At 45.7% G+C, this 21515-nt stretch carries 21 protein-coding genes; 17 read left to right on the forward strand and 4 right to left on the reverse strand.

The features are described 5' to 3' along the window. Window positions 1–31: 31 nt before the first annotated feature. From trkA to hflX, 4 genes are all read left to right on the forward strand, one after another. Complete coding sequence (gene trkA / locus ACZ1GZ_RS11980) at window positions 32–1408, forward strand: Trk system potassium transporter TrkA (RefSeq protein ID WP_472665106.1); 1377 nt, start codon at window positions 32–34, stop codon at window positions 1406–1408. Window positions 1409–1419: 11 nt separating this feature from the next. Continuing rightward, window positions 1420–2904, forward strand: coding sequence for a potassium transporter TrkG (locus ACZ1GZ_RS11985; protein WP_472665107.1), 1485 nt, complete (start codon window positions 1420–1422; stop codon window positions 2902–2904). Window positions 2905–3129: 225 nt separating this feature from the next. Continuing rightward, the gene (hfq, locus tag ACZ1GZ_RS11990; RefSeq protein ID WP_472665108.1) at window positions 3130–3378 is read left to right on the forward strand and encodes an RNA chaperone Hfq; all 249 of its coding nucleotides are present in this window, start codon (window positions 3130–3132) and stop codon (window positions 3376–3378) included. Between the two features lie 36 nt (window positions 3379–3414). After that, window positions 3415–4773: a GTPase HflX gene (gene hflX / locus ACZ1GZ_RS11995; RefSeq protein ID WP_472668292.1), complete on the forward strand. Its 1359-nt coding sequence runs from the start codon at window positions 3415–3417 to the stop codon at window positions 4771–4773. On the opposite strand, the gene mazG is transcribed toward hflX, so the two are convergent. Beyond that, complete coding sequence (gene mazG, locus ACZ1GZ_RS12000; protein WP_472668293.1) at window positions 4768–5583, reverse strand: nucleoside triphosphate pyrophosphohydrolase; 816 nt, start codon at window positions 5581–5583, stop codon at window positions 4768–4770. The two genes, hflX and mazG, sit on opposite strands and share 6 nt — an antisense overlap. Before the next feature lie 198 nt (window positions 5584–5781). On the opposite strand from mazG, the gene cysG reads away from it, so the two are divergent. The 11 genes from cysG (at window position 5782) to ACZ1GZ_RS12055 (ending at window position 18041) form a co-directional block, all read left to right on the forward strand. Further along, the gene (gene cysG, locus ACZ1GZ_RS12005) at window positions 5782–7227 is read left to right on the forward strand and encodes a siroheme synthase CysG (RefSeq protein ID WP_472665109.1); all 1446 of its coding nucleotides are present in this window, start codon (window positions 5782–5784) and stop codon (window positions 7225–7227) included. Then, window positions 7228–7539, forward strand: a complete 312-nt coding sequence (locus ACZ1GZ_RS12010) for a DUF2849 domain-containing protein (protein ID WP_472668294.1) — start codon at window positions 7228–7230, stop codon at window positions 7537–7539. It begins immediately after the preceding gene. 44 nt (window positions 7540–7583) lie between these two features. Then, window positions 7584–9251, forward strand: coding sequence for a nitrite/sulfite reductase (locus tag ACZ1GZ_RS12015; RefSeq protein WP_472665110.1), 1668 nt, complete (start codon window positions 7584–7586; stop codon window positions 9249–9251). A gap of 9 nt (window positions 9252–9260) precedes the next feature. Then, window positions 9261–9737: a DUF934 domain-containing protein gene (locus ACZ1GZ_RS12020; protein WP_472665111.1), complete on the forward strand. Its 477-nt coding sequence runs from the start codon at window positions 9261–9263 to the stop codon at window positions 9735–9737. A 134-nt stretch (window positions 9738–9871) separates the two neighbouring features. Beyond that, on the forward strand, window positions 9872–10771 hold the full coding sequence (locus ACZ1GZ_RS12025; RefSeq protein WP_472665112.1) for a LysR family transcriptional regulator: 900 nt from the start codon (window positions 9872–9874) through the stop codon (window positions 10769–10771). Between the two features lie 110 nt (window positions 10772–10881). Further along, a complete protein-coding gene (locus tag ACZ1GZ_RS12030; RefSeq protein WP_472665113.1) occupies window positions 10882–11361 on the forward strand; it encodes a formate dehydrogenase subunit gamma in 480 nt (159 codons plus the stop codon). Continuing rightward, window positions 11358–12905, forward strand: coding sequence for a formate dehydrogenase beta subunit (locus tag ACZ1GZ_RS12035; RefSeq protein WP_472665114.1), 1548 nt, complete (start codon window positions 11358–11360; stop codon window positions 12903–12905). Before ACZ1GZ_RS12030 ends, ACZ1GZ_RS12035 begins: the two co-directional genes overlap by 4 nt. A gap of 5 nt (window positions 12906–12910) precedes the next feature. Beyond that, complete coding sequence (fdhF, locus tag ACZ1GZ_RS12040) at window positions 12911–15790, forward strand: formate dehydrogenase subunit alpha (protein ID WP_472665115.1); 2880 nt, start codon at window positions 12911–12913, stop codon at window positions 15788–15790. A 13-nt stretch (window positions 15791–15803) separates the two neighbouring features. Then, complete coding sequence (gene fdhD / locus ACZ1GZ_RS12045; RefSeq protein ID WP_472665116.1) at window positions 15804–16679, forward strand: formate dehydrogenase accessory sulfurtransferase FdhD; 876 nt, start codon at window positions 15804–15806, stop codon at window positions 16677–16679. Beyond that, window positions 16669–16935: a formate dehydrogenase subunit delta gene (locus ACZ1GZ_RS12050; RefSeq protein ID WP_472665117.1), complete on the forward strand. Its 267-nt coding sequence runs from the start codon at window positions 16669–16671 to the stop codon at window positions 16933–16935. The genes fdhD and ACZ1GZ_RS12050 overlap by 11 nt, the downstream gene beginning before the upstream one ends. A 35-nt stretch (window positions 16936–16970) precedes the next feature. Next, the gene (locus ACZ1GZ_RS12055) at window positions 16971–18041 is read left to right on the forward strand and encodes an NAD(P)H-dependent flavin oxidoreductase (protein WP_472665118.1); all 1071 of its coding nucleotides are present in this window, start codon (window positions 16971–16973) and stop codon (window positions 18039–18041) included. A gap of 7 nt (window positions 18042–18048) precedes the next feature. On the opposite strand, the gene ACZ1GZ_RS12060 is transcribed toward ACZ1GZ_RS12055, so the two are convergent. Then, window positions 18049–18531: a MarR family winged helix-turn-helix transcriptional regulator gene (locus tag ACZ1GZ_RS12060; RefSeq protein ID WP_472665119.1), complete on the reverse strand. Its 483-nt coding sequence runs from the start codon at window positions 18529–18531 to the stop codon at window positions 18049–18051. A gap of 116 nt (window positions 18532–18647) precedes the next feature. Here ACZ1GZ_RS12060 and ACZ1GZ_RS12065 point away from each other — a divergent pair, with 116 nt between their 5' ends. Both ACZ1GZ_RS12065 and ACZ1GZ_RS12070 read left to right on the forward strand, forming a co-directional pair. Next, window positions 18648–19076, forward strand: coding sequence for an organic hydroperoxide resistance protein (locus tag ACZ1GZ_RS12065; RefSeq protein ID WP_472665120.1), 429 nt, complete (start codon window positions 18648–18650; stop codon window positions 19074–19076). Window positions 19077–19379: 303 nt separating this feature from the next. Continuing rightward, entirely contained in the window at window positions 19380–20267 is an 888-nt protein-coding gene (locus ACZ1GZ_RS12070) for an isocitrate lyase/PEP mutase family protein (RefSeq protein ID WP_472665121.1), read from the forward strand. 1 nt (window position 20268) lies between these two features. Here the strand turns inward: ACZ1GZ_RS12070 and ACZ1GZ_RS12075 are convergent, their stop codons facing one another. Both ACZ1GZ_RS12075 and ACZ1GZ_RS12080 read right to left on the reverse strand, forming a co-directional pair. Further along, window positions 20269–20691 (reverse strand): VOC family protein, encoded by a 423-nt coding sequence (locus tag ACZ1GZ_RS12075; RefSeq protein ID WP_472665122.1) that lies wholly within the window; start codon window positions 20689–20691, stop codon window positions 20269–20271. Between the two features lie 2 nt (window positions 20692–20693). Continuing rightward, complete coding sequence (locus ACZ1GZ_RS12080) at window positions 20694–21431, reverse strand: metallophosphoesterase family protein (RefSeq protein WP_472665123.1); 738 nt, start codon at window positions 21429–21431, stop codon at window positions 20694–20696. Window positions 21432–21515: the final 84 nt, after the last annotated feature.

Raw genomic sequence — 21515 nt, forward strand, 5'->3', positions numbered from 1 at the left:
AAGCCGAATTGAATTTGGATAAAGGAAAGCCATGAAAGTTATTATTTGTGGTGCAGGGCGTGTTGGTTATGGCATCGCCGAGCGATTAGCAGCCGAAGAAAATGATGTATCTGTTATCGACACATCAGAAGAATTGGTCCAGGCCATCCGTGATACGCTTGATGTTCGAGGATATATTGGCCACGGCGCGCATCCAGATGTGCTGGCTCGAGCTGGGGCAGAGCAAGCGGATATGATCATTGCTGTGACTTTGTCTGACGAGGTCAACATGGTGGCCTGTCAGGTTGCGCATTCGCTCTTTAATGTTCCCAAGAAAATTGCTCGGATTAGAGCTCAGGGCTATTTGCATTCGCATTGGTCTGATTTGTTCTCACGCGAGAACATGCCAATTGATGTGATTATTTCACCTGAAGTCGAGGTCGGTTGGACCGTATTGCGCAGAATTGCGCTTCCTGGTGCGATCGATGTGACAAGTTTTATCGATGATAAAGTGGTTATGACAGCCATTGAATGTCGTGATGATTGTCCTTTGGTTGATCGACCTTTGGTGCAATTAACCGAAACTTTCCCCGATTTGGTGACCACCGTTGTCGGTATTTGGCGCAATGAGGAGTTTATCGTTCCAAGTTCGTCAGAGCAGCTAAATACGGGCGATGTGGCTTATGTTTTAACTGAACAAAGCCAGGTAAATCGCGTGCTCGGCCTATTTGGGCACAACGAAGAAGAAGCTCGCCGCATTGTTATCGCAGGTGGTGGTAATATTGGTGAGTTTGTTGCGAAAAAGATCGAGCAAAATCAACCCAAAACCCGGGTTAAAATTCTCGAACTTAATCGCGACCGCGCTCTCAAAATTGCAGATGATATGCAGCGAACTGTGGTACTAAACGGTTCATCCATTGAGCAAAAAATACTCATTGAAGCTGATATTCAGGATGCTGATTTGATGATTGCACTGACCAATGACGATCAGATCAATATTTTGTCTTGTGTGATGGCAAAGCATTTGGGATGTGAGTCTAATTTGGCATTGGTCAACAGCCCAACATACCAGCAATTTACCAAGTCTTTGGGAATCGATGCGGATATCAACCCACGCTCAGTGACGATCTCTCGCGTGTTGCAACATGTTAGACGAGGGCGCATTCGCTCAGTCTATACATTGCAGAAAGGAGCCGCAGAAATCATTGAAGCCGAAGCATTGGAGACCTCAACACTCGTTGGTAATCCTCTTAAGGATCTTGACTTGCCAAAGGGCATGCGCATCGGTTCAATTTATCGCGATGGTAATATTATTCGCCCTGACGGCAACACTAAAATTCGGGCTAAAGACCGGGTTGTGATATTTGCCAAAGCTGAAGCGGTTAAAAGTGTTGAGCAATTGTTCCGCGTTAGTCTTGAGTTTTTCTAAAGGGCGTTTGAATGACTGGCATAGTCCACGTAATTGCCCTTGCCATAGCTGGCTTATCCTCAGTTTTGCTGTTTCCAATCCTCGTTGGTTTTGGGGAGGGGAACACTCAGCTTGCAACGACCATGCTAATATTTGGAACACTCGGTATATTCGTTTCCATAACAGTATTGGCAGCTATCGCCGATCAAAACTATTCTTTGTCGCGATCATTTAGCTTTTTATCACTGGTGATTTTGTGGCTAGTCACACCATTATTTGCTGCATTCAGTTTCATGATTTTTGCCAATATGCATTTCAGTGCGGCATGGTTTGAGGCTGTTTCAGCGCTGACAACATCGGGTGCATCGCAATTGCCGTTAGAAGTCTCCCCCAAATCACTTTTGGTTTGGCGCGCTTGTGTAGAATGGTTTGGCGGCTTTTTAACCTTGGTGTCTATTCTTCACGTTCTTGCACCGGGTGAATTTGGGGGGCTGTTAAATACGGAACGCCAACTCAAACCAAGATCCGTCAGTAAGACTTGGCTACCAAATTCTGGTAGTTATCAGCGGTTAATTGGCGAATATATGTTCATCACCCTCATCATTGCTTGTGCTTTAATGATCACGGGTGTGAATGGGTTAGATGCTATTATGTTGTCGATGATATCGCTTGCAACAGGCGGCTTTGTGCCATTTGAAGGCGATCTTGACCAGACAGTGGGTCGATTTGGCCAGTTGGTAATTATATTTGGACTTTTCATTGGCACGGTCAATATCTTTTGGCGTCGAAGTATTATTCGCCAGCCGCGTGCATTTTTTCGTAAAAATGTAGAACTTAACTACATTCTTCTAGGTCTCGGTTTTTTATCGCTTATCTATGCTCTGCGTTTTGCAACATTGGCAGGCGGGCAAATATCATTAGAAAAAATGATCGATTATCTTGTCGAAGGGTTGTTTTCAGCAACTTCCTTGGTTGCGACGAGCGGAATGCAAACTCGCGAAGGTGCGATTGCAGTGATGCCAGACATATTGGTCTTAATCGTTATTGTTATCGGTGCGAGCATTTACTCGACAACAGGCGGCATTAAAATATATCGGCTATCGATGATGGCACGTCATGCACTTAGAGAATTATCTAAATTGATCCATCCTGGCAGTGTCAAAAACCTGCGCTTTGGCGATGTTGTGATCGATGAACAAAAGATGGGGGCCATCTGGTCGCATTTTATTTTGTCATTGATTGTTATTGGTACAGGCGCATTTATTATCTCAATATTTGGTTATTCATTTGAGGCCGCCATCACACTTGCGATATCGCTATTTTCAAATGCTGCTCCAGTTTATGATGCACTTACACCCCCACTTGTTGATTTAACGCAAGATCAGCTGTCTTGGCCGCCATTAGATGCTGTGGAAAATTATTCCTATATTTTGTTTAGTTTACTAATGTTGATTGGCCGATTGGAAGTTATCGTTGTATTTGCCGTACTAAATATAAGGTATTGGATGGATCGATGACTCGCGGTAAACTGGGAAATAATATATAATAATAAGGTATTTACGGCTACATTTCTTACTCCTATTAAAATATTATTCCAAAAAAATCTTTGCATCCCTAGATTTTGGGATTCAATGTTTGTAGCCTTATTGCTAAGTCAAGTTTAAGTAACCGTTTCTACGCAACCGCATGCAGAAACAAAAAATAGATCCGATAAAACAAACTAGAATACGGAGAAATAAGTCATGGCGGAAAAATCACAAAACTTGCAGGACATTTTCCTCAATAGCGTTCGCAAACAAAAAATGTCATTGACGATATTTTTGATCAATGGGGTGAAGCTAACAGGCGTTGTTACTTCATTTGATAATTTTTGTGTTCTCTTAAGACGAGATGGCCATTCACAACTGGTCTATAAACATGCTATTTCGACCATAATGCCAGGTCAGCAACTACAGATGTTTGATATCGAAGAAGGTGCTGGCGATCAATAAGGATCAATAGTCATCGATACGTTCGACAAAAAATCAATTGAAAAAATAGATGGCCTTTATGCAACTCAACCTGATGAAGAGGTAGGTGCAAAGGCCATTGTAGTTGTGCCTTCTATTAAGCAACGCGTTAAAAAAGATGCAGCCGGGAATGTGATTTCTCATATTCCCCGCGATGATCAAGCGCGCAAAGAAGAAGCGATAGGTCTAGCGAGTGCAATTAACCTGAATGTCGTGGATGCACAAATCGTAACTTTAGCAGCTCCCAAACCATCTACATTGATGGGGTCTGGTAAAGTGAAAGAAATCCACGATCTTATTCACCTTTATGATGCTGAACTTGCAATTGTCGACCATCCGCTAACCCCGGTGCAACAAAGAAATTTAGAAAAAGAGTGGGAATGCAAGGTGATCGACCGCACAGGTCTCATCTTGGAAATTTTTGGCCGCAGAGCGTCCACCAAAGAGGGTGTGTTGCAGGTCGAGCTTGCGCATTTAAATTATCAACGTGGTCGTTTGGTCAGGTCTTGGACCCACTTGGAACGCCAACGCGGTGGTGGTGGCTTTATGGGTGGCCCGGGTGAAACGCAGATTGAGGCCGACCGCCGAATGCTGCAGGATCGTATTGTGCGGCTTGAGCGCGAGCTCGAGCAAGTGCGCAGAACGCGGAGTTTGCACCGTTCCAAACGCCAAAAAGTACCGCATCCAATTGTTGCACTTGTCGGCTATACCAATGCCGGTAAGTCTACATTATTCAACAAGATAACCGGTGCTGGCGTGTTAGCGGAAGATATGTTGTTCGCAACACTTGATCCAACATTGCGTCGTATGGCGCTTCCGCTTGGCCGTATGGTTATATTGTCTGACACAGTGGGTTTCATCTCAGATCTTCCAACGCATTTGGTTGCGTCTTTCCGAGCGACTTTGGAAGAAGTCGTTGAAGCTGACCTTATTTTGCATGTGCGCGATATGACGGACCCTAACCACGAAATGCAGGCTAATGACGTGATGAATATCCTGAGCGATTTGGGCCTTAAAGACAAAGACAATGCCAATATTTTGGAAGTTTGGAATAAACTTGATGGCTTGGAACCTGAAATTGCCGAGCAATTCCACGAAAAAGCCTTAGCTCATGAAAAGGCAATTGGGGTGTCTGCACTCACAGGTGAGGGGATTGATGAGCTTCTAACCCGTATTGAAACTGAATTGTCGGGTCTTGTGGTTCAAAGAACTATCTCATTGCAACCAAATCAGATGAATGTGCTGCCTTGGATATATGAACATGGCAAGATTATTGATCGAATTGACCAAGAAGACGGATCAGTGAGCCTTGATATTGAATTGACAGAGCATGATGCTCAGGAGCTGGTTAATCGCTATAGACTGAAGTTTTTATAGCGTTTTAGCTTCTTGCCAATAGGCTTCCATTTCTTCCAAGGATGCGTCTTCAAGACTTTTATTTGATTGTCGTAATCTGTCTTCAATATGGGCAAATCTTTTACGGAATTTGGTGTTTGTGTCTCGCAATGCCATTTCGGGATTAACATCCACATGGCGGCCGAGATTAACCAGTACAAACATAAGATCGCCAAGTTCATCTTTAATTTTATCATTGTTTTTATTGGCAATTTCTGCGCGCAATTCGGCAATTTCTTCTTCCATTTTGTCCAAAACCAGATTGGGATCATTCCAGTCAAAGCCAACTTTGGAGGCTTTCTTTTGAATCTTTAATGCTTCCTCATTTGCTGGCATTGCGCGTGAAACTTGATCCAAAAATCCATTGCCTTCGCTTGGTAATCCTCGTGCTGCTCTGCGTTCTAATCGTTCGCGTTTTTCTTCTGCCTTGATTTCATCCCATTTGATTTTAACAGCTTCGCCGGTGTCAGCATCCCCGGTGCCAAACACATGGGGGTGGCGACGGACCATTTTCTTATTGATTGCAAGAACAACGTCTTCAAAGGAAAATAATTCTTCTTCTTTGGCCATTTGCGCATGAAATACGACCTGTAATAACAGGTCTCCCAGCTCATCGCAGAGGTCTTCTGGGTCATTTCGCTCAATAGCGTCTGCAACTTCATAGGCCTCTTCAATTGTGTATGGTTTTATCGACTGAAAGTCCTGTTTGACATCCCAAGGACACCCGGTTTCCTTATCGCGTAAGGCCGTCATAATATTCAACAAATCGCCAATATCGCCGGATGCTTTCATAGTCATTTCTTTCATAAATTTGCCAATGCCGTAGAAATTGAATTTAGAGGTATTTTGGCCAGATGAGAATTGATTTTCTCTTCAACTCACCGAAAAGAGAAAACTGATGCTCTTTGGTTTGTAAACTTCGACAATGGTTCCTTCAATTTGCGCGCCATTTTGATGAAAATGCACTTAAGAAACTACTTGGGTACAATTATGTCTAACGTTGAGAACAAATTGATTGCATTTCCTGCCTTCTTCAAGGTGGAAGGCGAGAAAGTTGCGATCTTCGGAAATGGTGACGAAGCATTCGCAAAATTGCGTCTGTTATCAAACACCCGTGCCGACATCATCGTTTATGCTGATGCCCCTGAAGCTGACCTTGTTGCTTTTGCGAAAAAGAACCAGGTTAAGATCGTCAGAGAGACATTTACGAAAGAACATCTAAAACACGCTGTGATGGTTTTTGCCGGAACTGGTGATGATGCTCTAGATCGCAAAATTGTTGATGAAGCTCGTGCACTTAAGATTCCTGCGAACGCAGTTGATCAACCTGATTATTGTGATTTTTATACGCCGGCGCTTGTTAATCGTGCGCCGCTTTCCGTTGCTATTGGTACAGAAGGCGCAGGACCCGTTCTTGGTCAAATCGTTCGTGCGCGTATTGATCAAATGTTATCTCCCTCACTTGGTCCTCTTGCACGTTTAGCCCAGCAATACCGTAAAGCAGTTGATCACATGCTGCCGCGCGGTGTGACACGTCGCGTATTCTGGCGTCGTTTCTTTACCGGTGATATCGCCGACAAAGTTGCCATGGGCGAAACCTCCCAAGCGCGTCGCATCGCAACTCGTATTTTGCGTGAGCGCGAAGAAGCACAAGGTCATGTATGGCTTGTTGGCGCTGGCCCTGGCGCTGAAGATTTGCTGACTTTGCGCGCGCAACGCGTGATGATGGAAGCGGATGTAATCTTATATGATGCATTAGTGCCTGAAGCTGTGGTCAATATGGGTCGCCGTGATGCAGAACGCGTATCAGTAGGTAAACGCAAAGGCTGTCATTCAAAGTCACAAAACGAAATCAACGAATTGCTTGTCTCGCTTGCAGGTTCAGGTAAGCGCGTTGTGCGCCTTAAATCAGGTGATCCACTTGTTTATGGGCGTGCGGGCGAGGAAATGGCAGCATTGCGTGATGCCAATATTTCCTATGAAATCGTTCCTGGGATCACATCAGCATTTGCAGCGGCCGCGGATTTTGATCTACCGCTTACATTGCGCGGTGTTTCATCATCACTTGTCTTCACAACAGGTCATGATCTAACGGGCGAAGCATTGCCAGATTGGGCACGACTTGCAATTTCAGGTGCAACAATAGCCGTTTATATGGGGCGCACTGTTGCAGCAACTGTTGCAGAACGCTTGATGGAAGCGGGTCTTGATGCCAACACAACTGTTGCAGTTGTTGAAAATGCCGGCCGCGACACCAAAAAAATGCTGCATGGCACGCTTAAAAACCTTCCAGCACTAGAGCACCGAAATGATCTATCCGGCCCTGTGATGGTCATTATCGGTGACTCAGTTGCTGGGGCGTCTTTTGAAAATTCGACGCCACTTATTCAATCTGTTCCACAAGAACAGCCACAAAACACGTATCTCGGAGTGTAAATTATGTCTAAAGTATTGACTGCAAACAAACTTATCGATGGAAACAGCGTTTGGCTTAATGCGCAAGGTGAGTGGATTGAAACAATCGCTGACGCATTTATCGCACGTCATGATGAAGCTGTTGCTGCTTTGGAAGAAACTGGCAAAAAAGCTGTTTCAGATAATCTTGTTGTTGATGTTGCTGTCATCGACGTGAAAGAGACAGAGCAAGGCATCTGGCCTATCCGCTTGCGTGAGCGTATTCGCTCTCACGGTCCAAGCGTTGCTTATGGTTATGAAGCACTTGTTCAAGAGCAAACTCAAGCTGCTTAGTTATCGACAAGTGGTGGTCTAAGTTAAGCTTTTAAGGAATACTAATGTACAGATATGATGAATTTGACCATGCTTTTGTAAAAGAGCGCGTCGCACAGTTTCGCGATCAGGTAGAACGTCGAGTTAATGGAGACATCACCGAGGATGCCTTCAAACCTTTGCGTTTGATGAATGGTCTATACCTTCAGTTGCACGCCTATATGCTCCGCATTGCTGTGCCTTATGGCACAATGTCACCGGTGCAAATGCGTAAACTTGCGCATATTGCACGGACATATGACCGCGGTTACGGGCATTTCACAACGCGCCAGAACATTCAGTTTAACTGGCCAAAGCTTTCAGATATCCCTGATATCCTCGAAGAGCTTGCAAGCGTTGAAATGCACGCGATCCAGACATCTGGTAACTGTATTCGTAATGTAACAACTGACCAGTTTGCAGGTGCCGCAGCAGATGAGATCGCTGATCCTCGTCCTTACGCTGAGATTTTGCGTCAGTGGTCATCTGTACACCCTGAATTTTCGTTTCTACCGCGTAAATTTAAAATCGCTGTAACTGGCGCACCGCATGATCGCGCTGCGATCCAGGTACATGACATTGGTTTGCAACTTGTGAAGAACGAAGACGATGAAATCGGCTTTAAGGTCTATATTGGTGGCGGGCAGGGCAGAACGCCAATGATCGCTAAGAAAGTCCGCGATTTCCTTCCCGAAGAAGATCTGCTGACTTATGTAACAGCGATTATGCGCGTTTATAACTTAAACGGACGTCGCGATAACAAATATAAAGCACGTATTAAGATCCTGGTTCATGAAACTGGTCTTGATGAGTTGAAAGCGCAAATCGAAGCTGAATGGCAGCATTTGAAAGACACAGATCTTAAATTGCCGGATGCTGATATTGAAGCGATTACCAAGTATTTTGAAAAACCAAATCTTGCAGATCGTGCCGAAGGTTGGGGTCAGTTGGCTCAGTGGAAGAAAGCGGATGCTGCTTTTGCCACATGGATCCAGCAAAATGTTGGCCCGCACCAGCATCCTGATTATGGCACAGTGACAATTTCACTCAAACCAATTGGTGGTGTGCCGGGTGATGCAACGGACGCGCAAATGGATCTTGTTGCAGATTTGGCGGAAGAATATGGTAATCACGAAATCCGCGTTACACACGAGCAAAATCTTGTGTTCCCGCATGTCGCGTTAGCTGATTTGGAGCCACTTTATCGCGTTCTAGCAGCAAACGGTTTAGCGACAGGTAATGCAGGTCTTGTAACTGACATCATCGCTTGTCCGGGTCTTGATTATTGTGCGCTTGCAAATGCGCGTTCAATTCCGGTTGCGCAGGAGATTTCAAATCGTTTCGGCGATGCTGAGCGTCAGAAAACAATTGGTGAATTGAAGATCAAAATCTCAGGCTGTATCAATGCCTGTGGTCACCACCATGTGGGTCACATTGGTATTTTGGGTGTGGAGAAAAAAGGTACTGAATTGTACCAAATCACACTTGGTGGTTCTGCTGATGAAAACACATCTGTGGGCCAAATAATGGGTCCTGGTTTTGAACCTGAAGCCATCACCGATACGATTGAAAAAGTTATCGACACGTATCTCGAACTTCGCTCATCTGATGATGAAACATTCATCGAAACATACCGTCGTTTGGGTATGAAACCATTTAAAACAGCGCTTTATGGCGAAAAGACAGCCGCTTAGGAACTAATGATGTCAAAAATCTGGACAAAAAACGGCTTTCAAAGCGAAAACGAATGGGGTTTCCTGTCAGAGGGTGCTGAGTATCTTTCTGTTGAAGATGCAAAGGGTTCAAGCGAAGGCAATTTAGCGGTTCGCGTTGAACCAGCTGATGATGTGAACGATCTTGCAGACAAGCTAGAAAGCATAGCTCTAATTGCGGTGAATTTCCCGACCTTTAATGATGGTCGTGCTTTTTCGCATGCAGCTCTACTTCGCGATCGCTTTGGTTTTAAAGGTGAAATCAGAGCTTTTGGTCAAGTATTGTTAGATCAGGTGCCACTGATGCTGCGTTGTGGTATCGATAGTTTTGAAGTCAGTGATGAAGCAACTATCAAACATCTTGATGCCGGTCACATTCCTGGTATTGAGCATCACTACCAGCCATCCATGAATGAGCCTGCAAAAGCGAATTCATATTCTTGGCGTTATATGGCCAATTCTGGCTGATCATTATGCCAGTTTGAATTTATTTATCACGGCGACTTGCGTAATGCGGGTCGCCGCTTGCATATTAGCACTGTCTCACATTGTGAGACTCGCAATGACTGATTAACGGTAAGTGCGTGTAGGGGAAGTGTCTAATGATTGATAAACTGGAATTCTTTATTGCGCTCGCAAAACATCAGCATTTCGGACGCGCAGCCGATGCATGCGGCATCACCCAGCCCACACTTTCATCTGCCATTCGTCAGTTAGAAGATCAGCTAGGCGTTGTCCTTGTTCAGCGTGGTTCAAGGTTTAAAGGGCTCACACAAGAAGGCCAGCGCGTGCTTGAATGGTCGCGACGTATTGTTGATGACACACGTTCAATGCGCGAAGAAATGCGAACAGCGCGCAATGGTTTGTCGGGTCATGTTCGCATTGCAACCATCCCAACAGCATCGGCAATGCTGCATGAGTTAACAGCTCCCTTTATCAAAAAACACCCAAAGGTGACGCTCTCTGTAACAGCCTGTACTTCAATCGAAGTGCTGGCGAAGCTTGAGAATTTCGATATTGATGTTGGTATCACTTATCTTAATGATGAACCTTTGACCGGCCGCACTGTTTCTTTACCGCTTTATGCAGAGCGTTTTCAGCTTATTGTTAAAGAAGGCAGTAAGCACAGTGAACGCAAAGATATTACATGGGCAGAACTTGGTGATATCCCATTATGTTTGCTTACACCGGACATGCAAAACCGCCGAATTGTAAACAAACACTTAGAAGATGCGGGTGTAAGTGTGAAACCTGCCCTTGAATCAAATTCCATGTTGGTTTTGTTCTCTCATATCATGAACGGTGAGTGGGCGAGTATCATTCCGGTGAATATCGCCGATCTCATGGGATTTGGTAAAAATCTACGTGCCATTCCAATCAAAAACCCTGATGCCAAACACATTGTCGGTGTGGTTGCTGCAAAGCGTGAACCCAATACACCAAATGTTTCGGCGCTGCTGCAAGAAGCACATGTTTTAGCTAAGAAAAATCTTATTGTTTAGCTTGAAATAACGATTGAAATTATCAATCGTTCAACGGAATAGGATTATTGATTTCCACCCTGAAACAAGCAATTGTGGGCATATGAAACTATGCTTAAGGGTAGATGCATATGTCATTACATGCGAATGCTGAAGAAGTAATATCGGTTACTTCAGAAATTGTGCAAGAATTACAATCACTTGAAGGGCCTATGCTGCCAATCTTGAATGAGATACAAGATCATTTTGGTTTTGTACCGCAAGATTCGTTGCCAGTTATTGCCGATAAATTAAATCTATCAAGAGCGGAGGTTCATGGTGTTGTCAGCTTTTACCATGACTACCGCAGCGAACCTGCTGGCGATCATGTGGTAAAAATTTGCCGCGCCGAAGCGTGTCAATCCATGGGTGTAAACGCGCTTTCAGAGAAGCTTTTATCGCTATTGGGCATTGGCTGGGGTGAGACATCTGAGAATGGGAAAGTCACAGTTGAAGCAACATATTGCTTAGGATTGTGCGCATGCGCTCCTGCTGCTATGGTGGATGGGAAATTGGTCGCCCGTCTTGATGATGCTAAAATCGAAGCTCTTGCGAAAGAGGTGAGCCAATGACCACGAAGATCTTTATTTCACAAGATAGCGCAGCGGTTGCACTTGGTGCGGATGATGTCGCATCAAAAATCGCAGATAAAAACCAAGATGTTCAGATCGTTCGCACCGGTTCTCGCGGTATGATTTGGCTTGAGCCAATGGTCGAAGTTGAGACAGATCAAGGTCGAGTAGCTTACGGTCCGGTCAACACCGATGATGTTGGCGAACTTATTGATGCGGGCATGTTAGATGGCAAACAAGACCATGCTTTAAGTCTTGGTTTGACAGAAGAAATTCCGTTTTTCAAAAAACAAACACGCCTCGTTTTTCAACGTTGCGGCATCACAGACCCGCTCTCTATGGAAGATTACAAAGCAAATGACGGTTTAAAAGGTCTTCAAAATGCGCTTGCGAAAACACCAAGCGAAGTTGTGAGCCAAATCACTGAATCAGGCCTTCGTGGTCGAGGTGGCGCAGGTTTCCCAACAGGAATTAAGTGGAAGACAGTTCTCGAATCGCACAGCGTTCAGAAATATATCGTTTGTAATGCCGATGAAGGCGATAGCGGTACATTTGCTGACCGCATGATCATGGAAGGCGATCCGTTCGTGTTGATCGAAGGTATGATCATTGCAGGTCATGCTGTGGGCGCGACAAAAGGTTATATCTACCTTCGCTCTGAATACCCCGATGCTGGTATCATCCTCAACAAGGCCATCAAAATCGCCAAAGATGAAGGTGTTTTGGGTCTGTCTGTGCTTGGATCAGGATATCCATTTGATATTGAAGTACGCATTGGGGCAGGGGCATATGTATGTGGTGAAGAAACATCATTGCTCGAAAGCTTGGAAGGTAAGCGCGGCATTGTGCGCGCAAAACCACCACTTCCAGCGCATAAAGGCTTCATGGGTAAGCCAACTGTGGTCAATAACGTGATTTCACTTGCATCCGTTCCGATCGTTATGGATAAGGGTGCGAAATTCTATGCTGATTTTGGTATGGGTCGCTCTCGCGGCACAATGCCAATTCAAATCGCAGGTAATGTTAAACAAGGTGGATTGTTCGAAGCAGCCTTTGGCATGTCACTGGGTGAAATCGTTGACGAAATCGGCGGTGGCACAAATTCAGGACGTCCAGTTCGCGCCGTGCAAGTGGGTGGTCCATTGGGCGCTTATTTCCCACGTGATTTGTTTGATACGCCATTTGACTATGAAGAATTCGCCGCAAAAGACGGATTGATCGGACATGCCGGTATCGTTGTCTTTGATGACACGGTAGATATGCTCGCACAGGCACGTTTTGCTATGGAGTTCTGCGCAATTGAATCCTGCGGTAAGTGCACGCCTTGTCGGATCGGTTCAACGCGCGGCGTCGAAGTGGCTGATAACATCAAAAACGGTGTTGATGCGGAAGAGCAGATCGAAATTCTCACCGATCTTTGTAATACAATGAAATTTGGCTCACTCTGTGCCTTGGGTGGTTTCACACCTTATCCAGTGATGAGCGCACTCACCCATTTCCCTGAAGATTTCTTTCCTGAACAGCAAGTTCAAGCGGCGGAGTAATAGACATGACTTTGATTAAAGAAATAGATTTCGGAACGCCTGAATCAAAATCAGAAAACATGGTTTCACTCATCGTCGATGGGGTTGAAGTCACAGTGCCAGAAGGCACATCTGTCATGCGCGCCTCGCAAGAAGCCGGGATTAAAGTGCCAAAGCTTTGCGCCACAGATATGGTCGATGCTTTCGGATCATGCCGTTTGTGTTTGGTTGAAATTGAGGGCCGCCGCGGAACGCCTGCATCTTGTACAACACTTGTTGAGCCGGGCATGGTGGTTAAAACGCAAACCGAGCCACTTAAAAAGATCCGTAAAGGAGTGATGGAGCTATATATCTCCGACCACCCGCTTGATTGTTTGACATGCGCAGCCAACGGCGATTGCGAATTGCAAGATATGGCTGGTGAAGTTGGTCTTCGCGATGTTCGTTATGGCTATGAGGGTGAAAACCACGTTGTTGCGCGCCAAAACGGTGAAGCAAACCCAAAATATAAGCCTAAAGACGAGAGCAATCCTTATTTCACTTATGATGCATCTAAATGTATTGTTTGCTCACGCTGCGTGCGTGCATGTGAGGAAGTGCAGGGCACGTTTGCATTGACTATTGAAGGTCGCGGGTTTGATAGCCGCGTTTCACCGGGCATGGTGGGTGACGACTTCATGTCATCTGAATGCGTATCATGTGGTGCATGTGTGCAGGCCTGTCCAACAGCCACTTTGCAGGAAAAATCCGTCATCGAAATCGGTCAGCCGGAACATTCGAAAATCACCACATGTGCGTATTGCGGTGTGGGTTGTTCGTTTAAAGCTGAAATGCGCGGTGAAGAACTCGTCCGCATGGTGCCGTATAAAGATGGTAAAGCAAACCGCGGACATTCATGTGTCAAAGGCCGCTTTGCTTGGGGCTATTCAACGCACAAAGACCGCATTTTAAACCCAATGGTTCGTGAAAAGGTCACTGATCCATGGCGCGAAGTGACGTGGGATGAAGCATTCAAGCATATCGCTACAGAATTCCGCCGTATTCAATACCAACACGGTCGTGGCGCAATTGGCGGTATCACATCATCGCGTTGTACAAACGAAGAAACATATCTCGTTCAAAAACTAATCCGCGCAGGCTTTGGCAACAACAATGTTGATACATGCGCGCGCGTTTGTCACTCACCAACTGGTTATGGTTTGGGTCAGGCATATGGCACGTCTGCCGGAACGCAGGATTTTGATAGCGTCGAGCACACAGATGTCATGATTGTGATTGGTGCCAATCCATCTGCCGCGCACCCTGTATTTGCGTCTCGTATGAAAAAGCGTCTACGTGCTGGTGCAAAGTTGATCGTTATCGATCCGCGTAAGACGGAAACTGTTAAATCAGCGCATGTGGAAGCAGCACATCACTTGCCATTACGGCCAGGTACGAACGTTGCAGTTCTAACTTCACTTGCACATGTGATCGTAACGGAAGGCCTATTTGATGAAGCCTTCATTCGTGAACGGTGTGACTGGTCAGAATTTGAAGATTGGGCGTCATTTGTATCAGATGAGCGTCATGCACCAGAAGCAATTGAAGAATATACAGGTGTTCCAGCTGACGAATTACGCCAAGCAGCGCGTTTGTTTGCAACAGGTGGAAATGGCGCGATCTATTACGGCTTGGGAGTAACTGAGCACAGCCAAGGTTCAACAACGGTTATGGCGATTGCAAACCTTGCTATGGCAACTGGTAATATTGGTCGTAAAGGTGTGGGCGTAAACCCACTTCGTGGTCAAAACAACGTGCAGGGCGCTTGTGACATGGGTTCCTTCCCGCACGAATTGCCGGGCTATCGTCATATTTCAGGTGAAGCAACGCGCGATATCTTTGAAAAAATGTGGGGTGTTGAGCTTAATAAAGAGCCAGGGCTTCGTATTCCAAACATGCTGGATGCGGCTGTTGAAGGTTCATTCCGCGGAATTTACATTCAAGGCGAAGATATTTTGCAATCAGATCCTGACACAAAACACGTTCAAGCTGGTCTTGCTGCTATGGAATGTGTTGTGGTGCATGATCTTTTCCTTAACGAAACAGCCAATTATGCGCACGTCTTCTTGCCAGGTTCAACATTCCTAGAGAAAGACGGAACCTTCACCAATGCTGAACGCCGTATCAACCGTGTTCGCAAAGTCATGAGCCCGAAAAACGGTTTGGCGGATTGGGAAGTCACGCAAAAGCTGGCTCAAGCCATGGATGCTGACTGGAATTATAGTCATCCATCTGAAATCATGGATGAAATTGCAGCGACTACACCAAGCTTTGCCAATGTGTCTTATGATCTGTTGGAAGAAAAAGGTTCAGTTCAGTGGCCGTGTAATGAGAAAGCTCCTGAGGGTACGCCGATCATGCACTTGGACGGTTTTGTCCGCGGTAAAGGGCGCTTCATTCGTACAGAATATGTTGCAACTGATGAGAAAACAGGACCTCGTTTCCCGCTACTTCTAACGACCGGTCGTATCCTGTCTCAGTATAATGTGGGTGCGCAGACGCGCAGAACAGAAAACTCGCAGTGGCATGAAGAAGATTTGCTTGAAATTCATCCGCATGACGCTGAACAACGAGGCGTTAAAGAAGGTGATTTCATCCGTCTTGCTTCACGTTCGGGTGAAACAACATTGCGCGCCACGATCACAGATCGTGTGGCAACGGGTGTTGTGTATACAACATTCCACCATCCGGATACGCAAGCTAACGTGATTACCACTGACTTCTCTGACTGGGCAACAAACTGTCCTGAATATAAGGTGACAGCGGTACAGGTGAGCCCATCAAATGGTCCATCTGAGTGGCAAATTGGCTATAATGAGCAAGCAATGCAATCCCGGAGAGTTGCACCGGCTGAACCAGCCGAGTAAAGTTTGTTGTGCTATGACCGAGAAAACGCCAAAGATGACAGATAATGCGCCGCGTCGAATGACGTTTGCGCATGTCTCGCGCACCATTGAGCGCGATGGAAAGACTGTGGCAGCTTCTCGTGCAGTTCCCGAAGAAGTGCCAGTGGCGCTTAGTTTCGGGGGCACCACGCATGCAGTCATGATGGCGTCACCCGCTGATCTAGGAGATTTCGCAATTGGCTTTTCGCTGTCTGAGCGCATTATCAGCCATAAAGACGATATTACATCTATGGATATCATCGATGTGGGCGAGGGGCTGGATATTCAAATGCAGCTCAAGGATGATCTGCAATCTGAATTTGCCGCCAAACGCCGCGCTATGGCAGGGCCCGTGGGATGCGGATTGTGTGGGATAGAATCAATTGAAGACGTGATGCGCGCATTGCCCAAACGAAAGGAAAACACTTTCTGTTTGGAGCATTCAAGCATTGCTAAAGCGATTGATCAGCTCAACGATAAGCAGGAAATGCGCGCTGAAACTGGTGCCGTGCATGCAGCCGCCTTTATCAATTCTGATGGTGATATCAAAGTGTTACGCGAAGATGTTGGCCGTCATAACGCACTTGATAAAGTTATCGGTTCCATCGCGAGCCAAAATCTGAACGCGTTTAACGGTGCGATCGTTATCACATCTCGCGTGTCTGTTGATTTAATCCAGAAAGTTGTTGTGTCTGGTGCACCGATTTTGATTGCCGTGTCCACACCAACAGCGCTTGCCATTCGAACAGCAAAAGAGGCTGGTTTGACATTGATTGCGCTGGCGCGAAAAGACAGTTTTGAAATTTATACCCGGCCTGAACGTGTTCGTCTGCCGCTGAATAATAAAGAGGATAATGCCGATGTCGCATGATCAAAGTACAGAGCAAATTCGCGCAAATAACGACGCCAAACTCATTCGCATGGGCAACCAAATTGCGACGTTCTTCTCCTCGCAAGCGGGCGATACAGGTGGCCAGGATGTAGCAGAACACATTAATAAATTCTGGGAACCGCGCATGCGTCGACAGTTTTTTGTGCTAGCGGATAGCTCAAGCGACAAGTTCCATGATTTGCTAAAAGCCGCAATTCCGCATATCAACAAGCCCGAAGAGTTAGAAGAAAGCTAAAAGCATAATCTGCTAAGTTTTTGGGAGGGCGTGGTGTGATTTGGAATAACAATCGATTATGCGATTTACTTGGTATTGAACATCCAATCATACAAGCGCCCATGGCAGGCGCAACCAGTCCTGAAATGGTGGTTGCGGCGTGTAATGCAGGTGCCCTTGGATCGCTCGGTAGCGCAGAATATACATCTGACAAATTAATCGCAGAATTTGACTTTATTCGCGCCCACACAAATGCGCCGTTTAATGCCAATTTCTTTACTCATGATGAGCCAAATATCGATCCGATCAAAGGACAAGCTGCGCGCGATCGATTGAAACCATGGTATGATGGATATGAACTTGGAAAAGTACCTGAAGCAATTCCTTCAAGCCGTTCTTTTCACAAAGAAATATGCGATACCATTTGCGAGATAAAACCAGCTGTGGCAAGCTTTCATTTCGGCCTTCCAGATGCGAAATTGGTTGCCCAAATAAAATCATGCGGTATTAAAATTCTTTGCAGTGCGACATCCGTTAAAGAAGCTATATGGCTTGAGCAAAATGGCGTTGATGCAATCATTGCGCAAGGGTTTGAAGCTGGTGGCCATTCAGGCTGGTTTATGGATCGAAACGGTGCGGATTTAACCGGTATGTTTGCATTGGTGCCGCGCATTGTTGATGCTGTTTCTGTGCCGGTGATCGCTGCAGGCGGGATCATGGATGGGAGAGGGGTGGTTGCTGCCCTCGTCCTTGGTGCATCTGGTGTACAAATGGGAACTGCATTTATCTCGTCGCCTGAGAGTCTTTTGAGCGATGTTCATAAGAAAGCAGCCAGCCAAGCTTCGGGCGATGATACAGTTCATTCAACCGCATTTTCAGGCCGTAAAGCCCGTTCAATTGTCAATAAATATGCGAGCGAATTTTCACATGTTTCTGACTGGCCGGATTTTCCAATCGGCAATACATTGAGTAAGCCATTGCGTAAAGCTTCATCCGACCGCGGTCTGCCAGATGCAATGGCCTTATGGGCGGGCCAAGCGGTTGGCTTAAATCAGTCTAAGTCCACCGCCGAAATTATTGAGAATATTGTGCGCGAGACAAAATCAATATTGTCAGATTTTCGTTGATCGATGATCAGTCCACTAGGCTTTCTTTATCCGTAGCGTTTAAATTCATATACAGATTGTCGCGTAGAATACGAACCGCTTTATTGATCTCGCTTATTTTCTTCACGCTCAGATCGGAATTGTTGAGAAGCTCGCTTGCAATGCATCCCGCATTAAATCGCAGGTCCTGACCTTTTAAGGTGAGGGAGGTAATAACTTCTCTTTCGTTTTCAGGATTTCTAACGCGTGTGACGAACCCAGCAGCTTCAAGCCGTTTAAGCACCGGTGTAATCGTGCTTAACTCCAAGCTCAACTCACGCGCGATTGAACCAACAGTCTGACCATCTTCTGCCCATAACAGGTTAAGAACAAGATATTGCGGGTAGGTAATACCCATCTCATCAAGCAAGGGTTTATATGTGCGCTGTATCGCCAAACTCGCTGTATAAATCCCCAAACATATATGATCATCAAGGCTTGGCGGGATTGGAAATTGTTGCTGTTCAGTCATGTAAGGCACCTAAATAAATTACTTATTGCGATAAATATTATCTTGACAGGTAAATGTCAAACACATAACACTTATCGCGATAAGTATTATAACATGTATTAACAAGGATGATGAAAATGTCAGTCAATGTACTCTACACAGCCAAGGCTTTTGCCACAGGTGGTCGCGATGGTTATGCACAAACTGAAGATGGAAGCTTTAAGGTCAAACTCGCCACACCAACAGAGCTTGGTGGTGATGGTAATGGTAACAACCCAGAGCAAATTTTTGCAGCGGGATATTCAGCTTGCTTCTTAGGTGCGATGAAATTCTTCGCGTCACAAAACAAACATCTTAGCGTGCCAGAGGATGCAAAAGTTTCAACATCGGTTGGCATTGGTCCACGAGAAGCTGGCGGATTTGGCATCACAGCTGAAATTGAAGTTTCATTGCCTGGTGTTGATGCAGCAGCAGCGCAAGAGCTGGTCAATGGCGCGCATGAACAAATCTGTCCGTATTCTCATGCGACCCGCAACAATGTTGATGTGAAAGTTTCGATAGCCTGATAGCGTCTAACGTTTGATCGGGTGAGGTTATGTGCCGGGCTGTCAGGTGATTGCTCGGCATATTTTATGCAATATCTGCGCAACATATTGAATTCTATATTATAATAAAGTTCCATAATATATCTTATGCGACTTTTGTATTTTGTAATCTCGTGTGGATGGGTGTCTTACGCACCACACAGCATGCTCCGCACAACAGGCACACTCTGCCTCATAATTATATAACCAAAAAGTGCGAGAGATGTAATTCACAAGATTGATTAGCTTCTGTAATGTGAGACGCGAATGACTGCGGAGAACTTCATGAGCCAAACAATCGCTAATCATAATGCAGATCGCTTGCGCGCGCTTTTAAAACAAGATGACATTATTAAGATGCCGTGCTGCTTTGATGCGCTCTCTGCCAAGCTGATTGAGCAAGCAGGATTTGATCTGACGTTTTTATCTGGCTTTGGCGCGTCAGCTTCGCGTCTGGGTGCACCAGATACGGGTCTCATGTCCTATGGCGAAGTGCTTGATCAAGCGCGTAACGCCATGCAAGCCATTTCAATTCCGATGATTGCAGATGGTGATACGGGCTACGGCAATCCGATGAATGTGCATCGTACCGTTCAAGGGTTTGCGCAAGCCGGATGCGCGGCAATAATGATCGAAGATCAAGTAGCGCCTAAACGTTGTGGTCATACGCAAGGCAAAAGCGTTGTGAGCCGTTCAGAAGCGATTGAGCGTGTTCATGCAGCGATTGATGCGCGTCAAAGCCATGACATTTTGATCTTAGCTCGCACTGATGCACGCCGAGAGCATGGGCTGGATGAGGCGATTGCACGTATGGAAGCATTTGCGGAGCTGGGAGCTGATATATTTTTTGTTGAGGAGCCTTATAACGTTGATGAGATGAAGGCGATCTGCGGCGCTGTCGATGGAGTGCATATGGCGAATATGCTGGAAGGTGGGCAGACCCCTATCCTACCGCCTGATCAGCTTGCCGAGATTGGCTACTCTATTGCTGCTTATCCGCTCACGCTGATGTCAGCTGCGATGAAAGCGATGAACACAGTGCTTGATAATCTCGCTAATGGTCAATCGTCAGAGGAACATTTGCTTGATTTTGCCGATTTACGCGAACAAATCGGGTTTGACGCGTATCACAAGAAAGCAGAAGAATTGGCAAAACGTAAGCGCGATAAATAGCTTAACTGTCTTCGCTGTCCACGATTTGATGAACTTCAATCACATTGCCATCTGGGTCATAAAAGAAAACTTGATGCCAGCCTTTAACGGCATTGCTGCCCCAGTCTGAATAAGGCACGTCATGTGTTTTTAAATGAGCTTTAAACGCTTCAATATCATCCGTTCGATAAGCGATATGCCCACGTTCTAGTGGGTTGACCACTTGGCCTGACCGGAATGAATTTAGAACATCTTTTGGGGTTAAATGCATTTGGATATCACCATCGGTGACAAAGGAAACGTCCCCCACTAAACCTTTGTCTTGATTAAGAGGTGGCAATTCTTTTGGGTCTTCATCACCCAGTGTTAAAACATCTCGATAAAAACGATCCATCTCTGGGACATTTGTTGAGCATAAATTGATGTGATGGAGCTTTAATTTCATAATTATAACCAACCTGTTGCTAATGCGCTTGCCCATTCTGGTCGACCGTTTTGTTCGGCCAATTCAGACATTTTCATGTGATCATACGCGATCTGCCGAAAAGTCACATCCCAGCCGAGTGTGGTTTTCTCAACAATGGCGTAAGACGCATTCGCGTTTCCCGTTTCAACCTTGTGATAAATAGGTTGATCATCATCATAGCCTGGGCACCCTACACTACCAGGATTTACCAGCATTTGCCCATTTGTGAATTTGCATGTTCGAGGAAGGTGAGTATGACCACATAAAATCAGTGAGCAATCAACGCCCGTTGCATGCGCTTCGATTTCCTTTTGCGTGCGGGTAACAATTTCAGCCTTTTCGGTGACACGTTCCATCCAGTAAGTCATATCGCTCGTCGGCGTGCCATGACATAAAAATACATCATCTTGGAAGATCAATGTTTCAGGAAGCGCGCGCAGCCAATCAAAATGCGCTGGCGAAAGCTGACCATGAGAACAGGCGTCTGACGGTCCCATATCCTCGCGCTTTTGCTCGATTAAATATCGATCATGATTTCCGCGAACTGTGGGAAAATTATATCCCATCAATATGTTTGCCGTTTTCCCCGCATCTAACGGACCACTAAAGCAATCTCCCAGATTAACAACATCCGAAATCTGTTGTTTTTCAATGTCTTTAAGCACCGCTTCAAGCGCAAGATAATTGCCATGAATATCAGCAATGACAGCTAGTTTCATCTGTTTAACCCCGAGATTGCGCTATGCGACTGCATTGAAACTTTTTGATTTCAGATTAAGATAGACTGGATTTTGGCGAAATTG

The sequence above is a fragment of the Lentilitoribacter sp. JB5-8 genome (assembly GCF_055693385.1).